This is a genomic window from Roseateles microcysteis (assembly GCF_036880965.1).
Taxonomy (GTDB): Bacteria; Pseudomonadota; Gammaproteobacteria; order Burkholderiales; family Burkholderiaceae_C; genus JAUASW01.
The window spans coordinates 180,353-194,508 of sequence record NZ_JBAJMV010000004.1; the positions used below are offsets into that span (position 1 = coordinate 180,353).

General features: G+C 64.9%; 15 protein-coding genes. 7 read left to right on the forward strand and 8 right to left on the reverse strand.

What is annotated here, in order from left to right:
• Window positions 1-5 precede the first annotated feature (5 nt).
• Window positions 6-1,388, forward strand: coding sequence for a M23 family metallopeptidase (locus tag V3596_RS12690; protein WP_334278122.1), 1,383 nt, complete (start codon window positions 6-8; stop codon window positions 1,386-1,388).
• A gap of 3 nt (window positions 1,389-1,391) precedes the next feature.
• The gene (locus V3596_RS12695) at window positions 1,392-2,495 is read left to right on the forward strand and encodes an anhydro-N-acetylmuramic acid kinase (RefSeq protein ID WP_334278123.1); all 1,104 of its coding nucleotides are present in this window, start codon (window positions 1,392-1,394) and stop codon (window positions 2,493-2,495) included.
• 68 nt (window positions 2,496-2,563) lie between these two features.
• Here the strand turns inward: V3596_RS12695 and erpA are convergent, their stop codons facing one another.
• The 3 genes from erpA to rplM form a co-directional block, all read right to left on the reverse strand.
• A complete protein-coding gene (erpA, locus tag V3596_RS12700) occupies window positions 2,564-2,935 on the reverse strand; it encodes an iron-sulfur cluster insertion protein ErpA (RefSeq protein WP_334278124.1) in 372 nt (123 codons plus the stop codon).
• Window positions 2,936-3,100: 165 nt separating this feature from the next.
• Window positions 3,101-3,493: a 30S ribosomal protein S9 gene (rpsI, locus tag V3596_RS12705; RefSeq protein ID WP_334278125.1), complete on the reverse strand. Its 393-nt coding sequence runs from the start codon at window positions 3,491-3,493 to the stop codon at window positions 3,101-3,103.
• A gap of 9 nt (window positions 3,494-3,502) precedes the next feature.
• A complete protein-coding gene (gene rplM, locus V3596_RS12710) occupies window positions 3,503-3,931 on the reverse strand; it encodes a 50S ribosomal protein L13 (protein WP_102766131.1) in 429 nt (142 codons plus the stop codon).
• 284 nt (window positions 3,932-4,215) lie between these two features.
• Between rplM and V3596_RS12715 the strand changes: the two genes are divergently transcribed.
• The 3 genes from V3596_RS12715 (at window position 4,216) to V3596_RS12725 (ending at window position 7,055) form a co-directional block, all read left to right on the forward strand.
• Window positions 4,216-4,920 (forward strand): GNAT family N-acetyltransferase, encoded by a 705-nt coding sequence (locus V3596_RS12715; RefSeq protein ID WP_334278126.1) that lies wholly within the window; start codon window positions 4,216-4,218, stop codon window positions 4,918-4,920.
• Between the two features lie 237 nt (window positions 4,921-5,157).
• Window positions 5,158-5,940: a DUF2726 domain-containing protein gene (locus tag V3596_RS12720; RefSeq protein ID WP_334278127.1), complete on the forward strand. Its 783-nt coding sequence runs from the start codon at window positions 5,158-5,160 to the stop codon at window positions 5,938-5,940.
• A 74-nt stretch (window positions 5,941-6,014) separates the two neighbouring features.
• A complete protein-coding gene (locus V3596_RS12725; protein ID WP_334278128.1) occupies window positions 6,015-7,055 on the forward strand; it encodes a serine/threonine protein kinase in 1,041 nt (346 codons plus the stop codon).
• Window positions 7,056-7,070: 15 nt separating this feature from the next.
• On the opposite strand, the gene htpG is transcribed toward V3596_RS12725, so the two are convergent.
• The 4 genes from htpG to tldD form a co-directional block, all read right to left on the reverse strand.
• Window positions 7,071-8,951, reverse strand: a complete 1,881-nt coding sequence (gene htpG, locus V3596_RS12730; RefSeq protein ID WP_334278129.1) for a molecular chaperone HtpG — start codon at window positions 8,949-8,951, stop codon at window positions 7,071-7,073.
• Between the two features lie 88 nt (window positions 8,952-9,039).
• Window positions 9,040-9,351: a hypothetical protein gene (locus V3596_RS12735; protein WP_334278130.1), complete on the reverse strand. Its 312-nt coding sequence runs from the start codon at window positions 9,349-9,351 to the stop codon at window positions 9,040-9,042.
• A gap of 36 nt (window positions 9,352-9,387) precedes the next feature.
• Complete coding sequence (locus V3596_RS12740) at window positions 9,388-10,509, reverse strand: 3-deoxy-7-phosphoheptulonate synthase (protein ID WP_334278131.1); 1,122 nt, start codon at window positions 10,507-10,509, stop codon at window positions 9,388-9,390.
• A gap of 268 nt (window positions 10,510-10,777) precedes the next feature.
• A complete protein-coding gene (gene tldD / locus V3596_RS12745) occupies window positions 10,778-12,241 on the reverse strand; it encodes a metalloprotease TldD (protein WP_334278132.1) in 1,464 nt (487 codons plus the stop codon).
• Window positions 12,242-12,455: 214 nt separating this feature from the next.
• On the opposite strand from tldD, the gene V3596_RS12750 reads away from it, so the two are divergent.
• Window positions 12,456-12,821, forward strand: a complete 366-nt coding sequence (locus V3596_RS12750; protein WP_334278133.1) for a hypothetical protein — start codon at window positions 12,456-12,458, stop codon at window positions 12,819-12,821.
• A 41-nt stretch (window positions 12,822-12,862) separates the two neighbouring features.
• Here the strand turns inward: V3596_RS12750 and rsmI are convergent, their stop codons facing one another.
• Complete coding sequence (gene rsmI, locus V3596_RS12755; RefSeq protein WP_334278459.1) at window positions 12,863-13,759, reverse strand: 16S rRNA (cytidine(1402)-2'-O)-methyltransferase; 897 nt, start codon at window positions 13,757-13,759, stop codon at window positions 12,863-12,865.
• A gap of 16 nt (window positions 13,760-13,775) precedes the next feature.
• On the opposite strand from rsmI, the gene V3596_RS12760 reads away from it, so the two are divergent.
• A complete protein-coding gene (locus V3596_RS12760; protein WP_334278134.1) occupies window positions 13,776-14,156 on the forward strand; it encodes a YraN family protein in 381 nt (126 codons plus the stop codon).

Below are 14,156 nucleotides of genomic sequence, written 5' to 3' on the forward strand. Positions count from 1 at the left end.
GCCGTTTGAACGATTGGATTGAAGAGTTGCTGAAGGCAGGCCGCCTGGCCGAGGCTTTCGCAGCCAAGCATCCGCGCGCGCTCACCGGCAGCGTGGTCGGCGTCCTCAGCACGTTCGCGATCACCGCCTTCGGCATTGCCCCGCTGGCCCCCGATGCGCAAGACCTGCCGCAGCGTCAGGTCAGCGAAGTCGTCACGACCGACAGCCTGGAAGAGCAACTGGCCGCCCTGGCCGCCAACAAGCTCTCGCTGACTCGCAACGACTTCACCCGCTCCAGCGACACCGCTGACTCCCTGCTGCGGCGCATGGGCGCCTTCGATGCCGCTGCCGCTGCCTTCCTGCGCAGCGACCCGCTGGCTCGTCGTGTCCTGCAAGGCCGCGTCGGCAAGATGGTCCAAGTCTCTGCCGATGCCTCGGGCACGGTGGACAAGCTCATCGCCCGCTTCCCGGCCGAAAAGTCCGAGCAGCAAGCCACTCATTTCAGTCGTCTGACGATCGAGCGCCAAGGCAAGGGCTTCGCCTCTCGCCTGGAGACCGTGGCCATGCAGTCGCAAGTTCGCATGGGCAGTGGCACGGTGCAAACCTCACTGTTCGCCGCGACGGACGATGCCCGCATTCCTGACGGCGTGGCATCGCAGCTGGCCGACATGTTCTCCGGCGACATCGATTTCCACCGCGAGCTGCGCAAGGGCGACCGCTTCTCGGTCGTCTACGAAAGCCTCACCGCCGACGGCGAACCGATCAACTGGGACGGCGCCGCCGGCCGTGTTGTTGCTGCCGAGTTCGTCAACAACGGTCGCAGCCATTCCGCAGTCTGGTACCGCGACGAAGCCAGCGGCCGTGGCAGCTACTACGGCTTCGATGGCCAGAACAAGCGCCGCGCCTTCCTGGCCAGCCCGATGGAGTTCTCGCGGGTGACCTCGAACTTCTCGATGCGGTTCCACCCCATCCTGCAGACCTGGCGCAAGCACCTGGGCACAGACTACGGTGCGCCGACCGGCACGGCCGTGCGCAGCGTCGGCGACGCCACGGTTGACTTCGCAGGCTGGCAGAACGGCTTCGGCAATGTGGTGCATCTGCGCCATGCCGGTGACCGCACCACGGTCTACGCCCACCTGAGCAAGATCGACGTCAAGAAGGGCCAACGCGTCGAGCAAGGGCAGCGCATTGGCGCGGTCGGCTCGACCGGCTGGGCTACCGGGCCGCATCTGCATTTCGAATTCCGCATCGGCGGCCGTCATCAAGACCCGCGCCTGGTGGCCCGCGCCTCCGAGTCGGTGCCACTGCCGGCCACGGCCCGCGCCCAATTCAAGCAGCAGGTCGCCAGTGCGCAGACCCAGCTGCAGGTTGCCGCCACCATCGCCAACGGCGTGAGCGCCGCCGACTGATCAATGAGCAGCCAAGCCGGGCTCTACCTGGGCCTGATGTCCGGCACTTCGCTGGACGGTGTTGACGCCGTACTCGCTCGCTTTCCTTCTCCCACGCAGGTCGAAGTACTGGCGCATTGCCACCAGCCCTTCCCGACTGAGCTGCGCAGCGAGTTGCTGGCGCTGAACAGCGTCGGCGACAACGAAGCCCACCGAATGGCCCTGGCCGCCAACGGCGTCGCCCGCAGCTATGCAGCCGTTGCCGCCGAAGCCCTGCAAGGCATCGCCGAACCGGTAACAGCCCTGGGCGCTCACGGCCAGACCATCCGCCATCAGCCGCTCGCCTTTGACGGTTGCGGCTACAGCCTGCAGCTGCTCAATGGCAGCTTGCTGGCGGAGCTCAGCGGCATCGACGTCATCTGCGACTTCCGCAACCGCGACCTGGCGGCGGGCGGCCAAGGCGCCCCGTTGGTACCAGCCTTCCATCGTGCGCTGTTCGGTCGGACGGATGCGGATGTGGCCGTGCTCAATATCGGCGGCTTCAGCAATCTGAGCCTGTTGGTGGCAGCCGGACAAACGACCGGCTTCGACTGCGGCCCCGGCAACTGCCTGATGGATTTGTGGATCGCTGAACAACGCGGGCTGGCCTACGACGCTGATGGCGCCTGGGCGGCCAGCGGCGTCGTCTTGCCAGGCCTTCTGAAGGCCATGCTGGCCGAACCCTGGTTTGCCCTGCCCCCGCCGCGCAGCACCGGCCGCGATCTGTTCAGCCTGGATTGGCTGCTCGGCCATGTGCGAGGCCATGCAGCCAATGCCAGAGCGGAAGACGTGCAGGCCACACTGTTGGAGCTGACAGTCGAAACCATCGCGCCACATGTCGGCTCACCGATTGAATTGCTGGTCTGCGGTGGCGGTGCGTTGAATGGCCAGCTGATGAGGCGCCTGCAAGCGCGCCTGCCGGCGAGCCAGGTGCTCAGCACGGCAGCGCGCGGCCTGCCGCCGATGCAGGTCGAGGCCGCCGCCTTCGCCTGGCTGGCACAGCGCTTCGTCCAGCGTGAGCCGGGCAATCTGGAGGCGGTCACGGGTGCGCGCGGGCCGCGCATGCTCGGCGCGCTCTACCCGCACTAGGGCTCTGCGCGGTCAGAAATGCAAAAAGCCGCCCGAGGGCGGCTTTCTCTATGGCCGAGCGGCGGTGTTCAGACCGTGAAGCTGGAGCCGCAACCGCAGGTGGTCGTGGCATTCGGGTTCTTGATCACGAACTGCGCACCTTGCAGGTCTTCCTTGTAGTCGATCTCGGCGCCCATCAGGTACTGCAGGCTCATCGCGTCGATCAGAAGCGTCACGCCATTCTTGTTCATCTGGGTGTCGTCCTCGTTGGCCACCTCGTCAAAGGTGAAGCCGTACTGGAAGCCCGAGCAGCCGCCGCCTTGCACGAAGACCCGCAGTTTCAGGTCGGGGTTGCCTTCTTCGGCCACCAGGTCGCGCACCTTGTCGGCGGCACTGTCGGTGAAGACCAGCGGTGCCGGCGGCATTTCGCTGGAGGTGGTGGATTCAAGCACTGCGCTCATGATTGCTGTTCCTGGCAAAAACCATCGATGGGCCGGATTGTCCCCTGAAATCCCGGCCCGTTCCTGACCATGGGTATATAGGGCCTTTCCAGAAACAACAAAGGCCACTGAACAGCGGCCATTGTTGAAAGACTGACTCCGACGGAGCCAGGCTGGGAAGTTCGATCAGCGCTTGCTGAACTGCTTCCTGCGACGTGCACCGTGCAGACCGACCTTCTTACGCTCGACTTCACGCGCATCGCGAGTGACGAAGCCGGCGCGGCTCAGTTCGGGCTTCAGGGCTGCGTCATAGTCGATCAGAGCGCGGGTGATGCCGTGGCGCACTGCACCGGCTTGACCCGACTCACCGCCACCGTGGACGTTGATCTTGATGTCGAAGGCTTCACCGTTGTTCGTCAGCAGCAGCGGCTGCTTGGCGATCATGATGGAAGTTTGACGGCCGAAATACTCAACAATGGCTTTGCCATTGATGGTGATTTGGCCGGTGCCCTTCTTGATGAAGACGCGAGCAACCGACGACTTGCGGCGGCCGGTTCCGTAGTTCCAGTTTCCGATCATCACCGCTCCTTAGATTTCCAGAGCCTTGGGCTGCTGGGCGGCGTGCGGGTGGGTATCACCGGCGTACACCTTCAGCTTCTTCACCATGGCATAACCCAGCGGGCCCTTGGGCAGCATGCCCTTGACGGCCTTCTCCAGGGCGCGGCCCGGATGCTTGGCTTGCATGTCCTTGAACTTGGTTGCGTAGATACCGCCCGGGAATCCCGAGTGACGGTAGTACACCTTGTCATTGGCCTTGTTGCCCGTGACGCGCAGCTTGTCTGCGTTGATGATGACGATGAAGTCACCGGTGTCGACGTGAGGCGTGTAGATGGCCTTGTGCTTGCCGCGCAAACGGAGTGCCACTTCGCTGGCAACACGTCCGAGCACCTTGTCGGTGGCGTCAATCACAAACCACTCGTGCGTCACTTCGGCCGGCTTGGCGCTGAAGGTCTTCATGAGATTCTTTCAAATTCCGGCCGGCTCAAATGAGCTGGCGGAGGATTAATTGGTTGAAAACAGCTGTGATGCCCTTGAATCGGTGCCGCTTGTTGACCGGATTGCACCCGCCCCTGCGACCTCTCATACCAGGAAACCAAAGCTTCTTCCCCGCAACCAAGTCGAGGAAAGCCCGCGAGTGTAGCAGAGCCTCGGGAAATCCCCAAACACCGTGCCAGCTAAGCCCGGAGGGCCCGGGACCTCATGCGCGGGTTAGCATCAGTGCCAGCCCAAGCCCATCCGCCATGACCCTGCCCGCCCCGCAAGACGGTGAAGAAAGCCAGCCCTGGCATCAGGCGGTACTACGCCGCTGGTCGGCCTGGGTGCCGATACGCTCACTGGCCAGGCGGCACCGGCAACGCATCAAGAACCATCTGCTGGCGCTGGACGAGCGGGATCGCTATCTGCGCTTTGGCTACCCCGCTACCGACGAGCAGGTCAGCAAATATGCCCTGGGCCTCGATTTCGAGCGCGATGAGGTGCTGGGCATCTTCAACCGGAAGCTGGAACTGGTGGCGATGGCCCATCTGGCCTACGAACCGCTGCCCCAGCGCGTCGGCAAGCCGGCCATGGCGGAGTTCGGCGTTTCGGTGATGGGAAAGGCTCGCGGCCGGGGGTTTGGCGCCCGCCTGTTCGAACATGCGGCACTGCATGCCCGCAACCGGGGCATCGAGACGCTTTTCATCCATGCACTGAGCGAAAACGCGCCCATGCTCAAGATCGCCCGCAAGGCGGGGGCAACCGTGGAGCGCGACGGTTCCGAATCCGAAGCCTGGTTGCGCCTGCCGCCAGACACCGTGGCCTCGCATGTAGGCGAGGCGCTGGAGCGCCACCTGGCCGAGGTCGATTTCACGCTGAAGAGGCATGTGAAGACCTTCCACGCCATCGTCGACGGCGTGACCGAAGCGGCCCAGAGCCTTGGTGATGGTGGCAAAGGCCCCAAGCCTTGAAATCCTGCCCGCGCCCTGAGTTGCGCCTGACGCCCGGCCTTGCCGGCCCCCGCTCAAGGGGTGGTCTACCCCCGCATTGAGCGGGTAGGCCCGTAGTGACTTGTTGCAAATATCCGCTACATTCGCCGGATAAGCACCCCAGTACAGGTGCATTTCTGCGTTTCAGCCAACATCGCGAGAGCGAGGGATATGTCGGCAAACCTTCCGTGGATCATCGCGCTGGTATCAAGCTGCGGCTTGCTGGCCCTTGCTCTGCTGTGGGCGCTGCGCCGGCCCAACCGAGGCGTCAAGCCGCTGCCGACCGAGTGGTCGCTGACCGCCCGACCGGTCTTCAGCACCGATGAGCGCCGCGTCTATCGCCTGCTCAAGGAAGCGCTGCCGCACCACGTCATCCTGTCCAAGCTGCCCCTGGTGCGCTTTTGCCAGCCCACCGAAGCCAAGGAAGTTCGCTACTGGTTCGACCTGCTGGGCGCCATCCACGTCACCTTCGCGATCTGCAGTCCCAATGGTCGGGTGCTGGCCGCCATCGACCTGGACAACGAACGCAGCGTGTCCGGCCGGGCCTTGCAGATCAAGCAGTCGGTGCTGAGCGCCTGCCGCGTGCGCTACCTGCGCTGCCCGATCGACAACCTGCCCAGCGCAGCGGAGCTGCAGTTGCTGGTGCCATTCAGCAGCAGCAACAACGCTCGCGGCCCGCAAGCGGCCCCCACCTTGCGCCCTGCGGCCCGCCCTGGCATGGCTGGCGTGGCCGAAGCCCGGCGCGGCGGCCGCGACCAGAGCCTCTGGCAAGACTCGGCCCTGTTCGGCGACTCCTTCTTTGCACCCGACAGCCGTTTCGACTCGCTGACCGGCAGCCCGCCGCTCAGCCGCGCCGAGCCCCAGCCTGCCACGGGCCTGCGCAACACCACGCCATTCGCCGAACCCCTGGGCGGCAACTCCCAATTCCCGGACGAAGCGCCGAACGACATCGTCGGCGTGGTAGTCGATTCGCCTCGCTACGGCGCCTCCACGCCGCGCTGACGCCGAGGCTGGGCGCAGCGCCCATAATCGCCAGACGGCGCCCACAGTCGGGCGCCGTTTGCATTTGAGCCCTGATGAGCCAAGACCCTGACACCAGCTTCGGCAACCTGACCCCGGAATTCATGCTGGACGCGCTGGAGCAAGCCGGTCTTTATGGCGATGGCCGCCTGCTGCAACTGAACTCCTACGAAAACCGCGTGCTGCAGGTCCATCTGGAAGACGGCCGCATTGCCGTGGCCAAGTTCTACCGCCCGGGACGCTGGACAGACGAGCAGATTCTCGAGGAGCACAGCTTCGCCGCCGAACTGGCGGAGAGCGAAGTGCCGGTCGCGGCGCCCTGGCTGCTGGGCGATTCGACGCTGCGCCACTATCAAGACCAGCGCTTTGCGGTCACGCCTCGCCAGGGTGGCCGGGCACCAGAGCTTGACGACCCCGAGGTACTGACCTGGATCGGCCGCCTCCTGGGTCGATTCCATCTGGTCGGCCAGCGACGACCTTTCAAGCACCGCCTGCACTGGGCCAGCGCCGAGCCGGGCCGCGTGGCCCGCGACTGGCTCTTGAACAGTGGCATGCTGGCACCCGAGATCAGACCTGCATGGGAAAACGTCGTTCAGCAATGCCTGGCGAGCATCGACGAAGCCTTTGGGGCGATTCCGGACCTGAAGACGCTGCGCCTGCATGGTGACTGCCATCCCGGCAATATCCTCTGGACGCCCGACAAGGGCCCGCATTTCGTTGATCTCGACGATGCGGTGATGGGCCCTGCCATCCAGGACCTGTGGATGCTGCTCTCAGGCGACGACTTGAGCATGCGCCAGCAACTGGCCTGCGTGCTCGACGGCTATGAGACCGTGGCCGAGTTTGATCGCCGCGAACTCGCGCTGATCGAGCCGCTGCGCACACTACGCATGATTCACCACAGCGGCTGGCTGGCCAAGCGCTGGGGCGACCCGGCCTTCCCTCACGCCTTCCCCTGGTTTGGTACACCCAACTACTGGAACGACCAGGTCGCCAAGCTGCGCGAGCAAGTGGAAGCCATGCGGCCGCGCGAGCCCTTTGCAGAGCTGGCACGGCCGGAGGACGAGGTGGACTTCGATGGCGACGGATTTTCCTGAACCGTCGCCAGTTCGTCAGCCCAGGAGCATCGCGTTGACCCGCTTCACGTAGGCGGCCGGATCTTCCAGATTGCCACCTTCGGCCAGCACCGCCTGGTCGAACAGCACGTTGGCCAGATCATCGAAATGCGTCGAACCTTCGAGCTTTTTGACAAGCGCGTGTTCGGCGTTGATCTCAAGCGTCGGCAGCGAGGCCGGTGCCTGCTGGCCGGCCTGCTTCAGCAGGCGCGCCAGATGGCCGGACATGTCGCCCTCTTCCACCACGATACAGGCCGGTGAATCGACCAGGCGAGTGGTCACGCGCACGTCCTTGGCCCGGTCCTTCAGCGCCTCTTTCAGCTTGTCCAGCACGGGCTTGAAGCTCTCGGCCACTTCCTCGGCCTTCTTCTTCTCTTCCTCGTCCTGCAGCTTGCCCAGGTCGACGGCACCCTTGGCCACCGACTGCAGGGTCTTGCCCTCGAATTCGTAGAGGTTGGACAGCATCCACTCGTCCACGCGGTCCACCAGCAGCAGGACCTCGATGCCCTTCTTGCGGAAGATCTCGAGTTGAGGGCTGTTCTTGGCCGCAGCCAGCGAGTCGGCCGTGATGTAGTAGATCGTCTCCTGGCCTTCCTTCATGCGCGACACATAGTCGGCAAAGCTCACGCCGGCGTCGGCATGCGTGGAGGCGAAGCGAAACAGCTTGGCCAGGCGCTCCTGGTTCTGGTGATCTTCACCAATGCCTTCCTTCAGCACCGAACCAAAGTCCTTCCAGAAGGCGGCGTACTTGTCTTTCTCGGCCTGGTCTTCGCTGTCCGCCAGCGACTCCAGCATCGAGAGCACGCGCTTGGTCGAGCCTTCGCGGATCGCCTTCACATCGCGGCTCTCCTGAAGCAGTTCGCGCGAGACGTTCAGCGGCAGGTCAGCCGAGTCGATCACGCCCTTGACGAAGCGCAGGTAGACCGGCATCAGTGCTTCGGCGTCGTCCATGATGAAGACGCGCTTCACATAGAGCTTCACGCCGCCGCGTTTGTCGCGGTTCCACAGGTCCATCGGCGCCTTGGCCGGGATGTAGAGCAGCTGCGTGTACTCGCTGCGGCCTTCGACACGGTTGTGCGTGTAGGCCAGTGGCGCATCGCTGTCGTAGCTGATCTGCTTGTAGAACTCTTCGTACTGTTCCTGCGTCACCTCGCTCTTGGAGCGCGACCACAGGGCCGAGGCCTTGTTGACGCTTTCCCATTCGTCGGTGACTTCTTGCTCGCTCTTTTCCGGGTCCCACTTTTCCTTGCGCATCAGGATGGGCAGAGAGATGTGGTCGGAGTACTTGCTGATGATGGACTTCAGGCGCCAGGTCTTCAGGAACTCGTCCTCGCCTTCGCGCAGATGCAGGATCACGTCCGTGCCGCGGCCGGGCTTGCTGATGGTCTCGACTTCGTAGTCGCCCGTGCCCTCGGAAGTCCAGCGCACGCCCTCATCGGCGCCCAGGCCCGCGCGGCGGGTTTCAACCGTGATGCGCTCCGCCACGATGAAGCCTGAATAGAAGCCCACGCCGAATTGGCCGATCAGGTTGGCGTCCTTTTTCTGATCGCCTTCGAGCTTTGCCATGAATTCGCGCGTGCCGCTCTTGGCAATGGTGCCCAGGTGCGCAATCGCCTCATCGGCGCTCATGCCGATGCCGTTGTCGCTGATGGTGACGGTGCGCTTCTCGGTGTCAAAGCTGACGCGCACTTCCAGATTCGGCTGGTCTTCGAACAGGGCGTTGTTGTCCAGCGCTTCGAAGCGCAGCTTGTCGCAGGCATCCGAGGCATTGGAGACCAGCTCGCGCAGGAAGATTTCCTTGTTGGAGTACAGCGAGTGCGTGACGAGGTGCAGGATCTGCTTGACCTCGGCCTGGAAGGAATGGGTTTGCTTGCTCATGGGGATCTTGTCGATTCAGTAAAGGCAGCAGCGCCGCCGGCGCCCAGCCACCTGGGGACGCCGCGGCGCATTTCAAGGGCGGAATTATTCAGTACGACAGCGTCTGCTTCGGCACATCGACCCTCAGCAGGGCCTTGCTCAAGGCGCCACTGGCCGCACGGGCGTAGTCCAGCGCCACGGCGGCGTCCTTGAAGCCCTCAGGGCCCAGCGCCGCAGCCACACCAAGAATCTTGTCCGCCACCAGCACCTTGCCCGAGCCGCGCATCGGCTCGCAGCCCAGGCGGACGAATTGCTCGTCCAGCCATTGGCGCGATGCTTCGAATGACAAGACCTCCTCGGCCTCGACGGCCAGGTCGATTTCCTTGCCTGGGCCGAACACCAGCTTCACTTGCTTGCGCATGCCGTGATCCTGCAGTTGGGACACATTGATTGTGAGTCAGTTGGCGCGGCGTGCACGCACTGCCTCGCTCAGGATGTCCAGCACCTGCAAGGAGTCGTCCCAGCCCAGGCAGGCGTCGGTGATGCTCTTGCCATACTCGAGCTTGCTCGGGTCGTCCTTGCCAGGGCTGAATTTCTGGGCGCCGTCGTTCAGGTGGCTCTCGACCATCACGCCGAAGATCTGCTGGCGGCCTGCAGTCAGCTGCGAGGCGATGTCGCGGGCCACGTCGAGCTGGCGCGTGTGCAGCTTGCTGCTGTTGGCATGCGAGCAGTCGACCATCAAGGCGCAATCGAGCTTGGCCGCGACCAGGTCCTTGCAGGCCGCATCCACGCTCGCGGCGTCATAGTTGGGCGTCTTGCCGCCACGCAGGATGACGTGGCAGTCCTTGTTGCCCTTGGTCTCGACGATGGCGACCTGGCCGTTCTTGTGCACTGACAGGAAGTGGTGCGGACGCGCCGCCGCCTGGATCGCATCGGTGGCGATCTTGATATTGCCGTCGGTGCCGTTCTTGAAGCCGATCGGCGCCGAGAGGCCCGAGGCCAGCTCGCGGTGCACCTGGCTCTCCGTCGTGCGCGCGCCGATGGCGCCCCAGGCGATCAGGTCGCCGATGTACTGCGGCGAGATCACGTCGAGGAACTCGCTGCCCGCCGGCATGCCCAACCGGTTGATCTCCAGCAGCAGCTGGCGCGCGATGCGCAGGCCTTCGTCGATGCGGTAGCTCTCATCGAGATAGGGGTCGTTGATCAGGCCCTTCCAGCCCACCGTGGTGCGTGGCTTCTCGAAATAGACACGCATGACGATCTCGAGCGTGTCCTTGTGCTTTTCGCGCTCGACCATCAGGCGCTTGGCGTATTCCAGGGCGGCGGCCGGGTCGTGGATCGAGCAGGGACCGATGACGACCAGCAGCCGGTCGTCCTTGCGTTCCATGATGTTGCGGATCTTCTGGCGCGTGCCGGTGATCAACTGCTCCATCGGCGTGCCGCTGATCGGGAAGAAGCGGATCAGGTGCTCCGGCGGCGGCAGCGGCGTCACGTCGCGGATGCGCTGGTCGTCGGTCTGGCTGGTCTTGTCCTGCGGGGAGTACCAGCGATCGGCCTGGGTCGAGGTCTTGGCGTTCATGGACTGGATTCTTTCCGTGTGGGCTGACTAAAAAGCTATGGCGGGGCTCAAGCGGCGAAAAAAAACCGCCGGGTCTTGAGCCCGGCGGTTTTTGGAGATTCGGTTTGCTTGTTCGCTTTGCCTGCTTACGCGCTTGCCTCTCCGCCGCCGGTGCGGTGCGAGAACCAAAAAAACGCAAAAAAGTAGGACTTCAGCGAAAGCATGGCTTGAATGTAGCACGCGCTCCGGCCGATGCAGCCTTCACGCTATGGCAAGTCAGCGTTGCCAATCAGGCGGTGCCGCCCACCGTCAAGGCATCGATGCGCAGCGTCGGCTGGCCCACGCCCACCGGCACGCTCTGGCCTTCCTTGCCGCAGACGCCCACGCCGGTATCGAGCGACATGTCGTTGCCGATCATGCTGACTCGCGTCAACGCATCCGGGCCGTTGCCGATGATGGTCGCACCCTTGACCGGGTACTGGATCTTGCCGTTCTCGACCCAGAAGGCCTCGCTCGCGGAGAACACGAACTTGCCGCTGGTGATGTCGACCTGGCCACCGCCGAAGTTCGTGGCATAGAGGCCTCGCTTGATGCTCGCGATGATCTCCTGCGGGTCCTTGTCGCCCCCCAGCATATAGGTGTTGGTCATGCGCGGCATGGGCGTATGGGCATAGCTTTCGCGCCGGCCATTGCCGGTGGGCGCCACACGCATCAGGCGGGCATTCATCGCGTCCTGGATATATCCCTTCAGGATGCCGTCCTCGATGAGGACATTGCGCTGCGAGGCACAGCCTTCGTCGTCGATGTTCAGGGAGCCGCGCCGGTCGGGAATGGTGCCGTCGTCCAGCACCGTCACGCCCTTGGCAGCCACGCGCTGGCCGATGCGGCCGGCAAAGGTGCTCGATCCCTTGCGGTTGAAGTCCCCTTCCAGGCCATGGCCGACGGCCTCGTGCAGGAGCACGCCGGGCCAACCAGGGCCGAGCACCACGGTCATCTCGCCGGCCGGGGCCGGGCGCGACTCCAGATTCGTCAGCGCCGCGGTGACTGCCTGCTCGACATAGCAGGCAATCATCTCGTCGGTGAAATAGGCCAGGCCGAAACGGCCGCCACCACCACCGCTGCCCACCTCGCGGCGCTCGCCCTGCTCGGCAATCACGGTGATGGAAAGGCGCACCAGCGGACGCACGTCGGCGGCCAAGGTGCCATCGGCGCGTGCGATCAAGACGACTTCATGCTCGGCAGCCAGGCCGGCCATCACCTGCGCTACACGCGGGTCCTTGGCGCGGGCCATGCGCTCGGCGCGCTCCAGCAGCTTCACCTTCTCGGTGCTGTCCAGGCTGGCGATGGGGTCGGACTCGCCGTAAAGCGTGCGGCTGCCCGGCACGACTGGCGTGCTGGGCACCTTCACGCGCTTGCTCTGGCCCGCCGCGGCGATGGTGCGCACGGTGCGAGCTGCATCCAGCAGCGCCGCTTCGGAAATGTCGTCGGAATAGGCAAAGGCCGTCTTCTCACCAGCAACGGCGCGCACGCCAACGCCCTGGTCGATCGAGAAGCTGCCGCTCTTGACGATGCCCTCTTCCAGGCTCCAGCCCTCGGAGCGCGTGGTCTGGAAATACAGGTCGGCGTCGTCCACCCGGTGCTCGGTGATCAGGCGCAACGCTTTCGCCAGGCTCTCATCGCTGAGGCCGAAGGGTTCCAGCAGCTTGCTGCGGGCCGTGATGAGACGGGCCAGGGTGGGTTCGCGAGCGATCATCGGGCCATTGTAGGAGCGGCGAAAGCCCCTGCCGGATGATCGAAAACCAGGCGCAATCGGGGGGCGACCGGATGTCAGTGCTGGAACCGGCTGCCCGCGCGACGGTCTGCGCTTTCACGATTCTTTACACCTCGTGCGGTCGGCGAGCTCACGGGTATGGCGTTGTTTGGCCACGCGCAATTCAGCGCTGCCCGCCCCAACCAAGGAGCCTCTGATGAACCGTCACATCCGCCTGATCGCCCTGCTCGGCTTTGCTGGCTTGAGTGCCCTGAGCCAAGCGCAGGCTCCCGCAGCCACTGCGCCCACGACGACGCCGGCCACGCCGCGCGTCGACCAGCGTGAAGCCCATCAGCAGGCGCGCATTGCCCAGGGCGCAGCCTCCGGCAGCCTGACGGCGCGCGAGACCCGGCGGCTCGAGAAAGAGCAGCACGTCATCAACAAGGCCGAGGACAAGGCCAAGGCCGATGGCACGGTGACCCGGCATGAGCGCCGCCGCCTGCACAAGATGCAGGAAGGCGCGAGCAAGGACATCCATCACGCCAAGCACAACGCAAAGTCTGCCAGCGCCCCGGGGCAATGAACCAGGCGCAGAGGCCCGCCGCGACTGAAAGGACAGCCGATTCAGGCCTCGCGGGCCTTCTTCATCGCCAGCCCCAGTTCGTAGAGCTGGTTGCGCGGCGCGCCGCTGATCTCTGCGGCCAGCGCAACCGCCTGCTTCAAGGGCAGCTCGGCCGCCAGCAGTTCCAGCGAGCGTCGCGCCAGCAGGGGCAGCTCTTCTTCGGCCGATTCGGCGGCAGGAGCCGCATGCAAGACCAGCACGAACTCGCCGCGCCCTCGCTGGGCATCGGCTGCCAACCAGGCCGGCAGCTCGGCGGCCAGCGCCGTATGCACCGTCTCGAATTGCTTGGTCAACTCCCGGCCCAGCGTGACGCGCTGCTGCGGCGCCAGCTCGGCCAGCAGATTCAAGAGATCCTCGATACGGTGAGGTGCTTCGAACAGCACCTGGCTGTGGTCTGCGCCCACGAGGGCCTGCAGGCGCCTGCGCCGTTCCTGCCCCTTGGGCGGCAGGAAGCCGACGAAGCGGAAGCCGCTCGCCTGCGCATCACCAGCCACACTCATCAGCGTTGTCGCGCTGCTGGCGCCGGGCAGCGGCAGGGTTCGCAGGCCCGCAGCCTGCACCGCAGCCACCAGCGCAGCGCCGGGGTCGGAAACAGCCGGCGTGCCGGCATCGCTGACATAGGCAATCCGCTCGCCCGCCTGCAAGCGCGCGACCAGGCCTGCAGCAGCTTCATGCTCGTTGTGCTGATGCAGGCTGAGCAGCGGCTTGTGCAGGCCCAGATGTCGCAGGAGCCCCGCTGTGACGCGGGTGTCTTCACAGGCCACCGCATCGACCAGCGACAGGACCTGGATCGCGCGCAAGCTGATATCCGCCAGATTGCCTATGGGCGTGGCCACCAGATACAGGCAGGCGGCGGGATACTGCTGAGCGCCGGCCGCAGCCTCTGCGGCTTGCAGCATCAGGGAGGCAGGGGCAATGCTCAAGTGGGGCTCTCCGAAGGGGCGCGGCGACGCGGCGGAAGACCGCGCCTTGCAGTATTTGCAGCGCCAGGGGCTGCAGCTGGTGGAGCGCAATTATCGGGTCGCACGCGGGCCGTGCGCGCGGGGCGGCGAGATCGACCTGATCATGCGCACGCCAGACGGCTGCCTGGTCTTCGTCGAGGTGCGCGCCCGCGCGAGCAGTTCGCACGGCGGCGCAGCGGCGAGCGTGAGCTACGCCAAGCAGCGCCGCATCATCCTGGCCGCGCGCCATTACCTGCTGCGCCTGATCACGCCGCCACCCTGCCGCTTCGACGTGCTCGCGCTCGATGGCGAGCGACTCGACTGGTTACAGGCCGCATTCGATGCCTCGGTATGA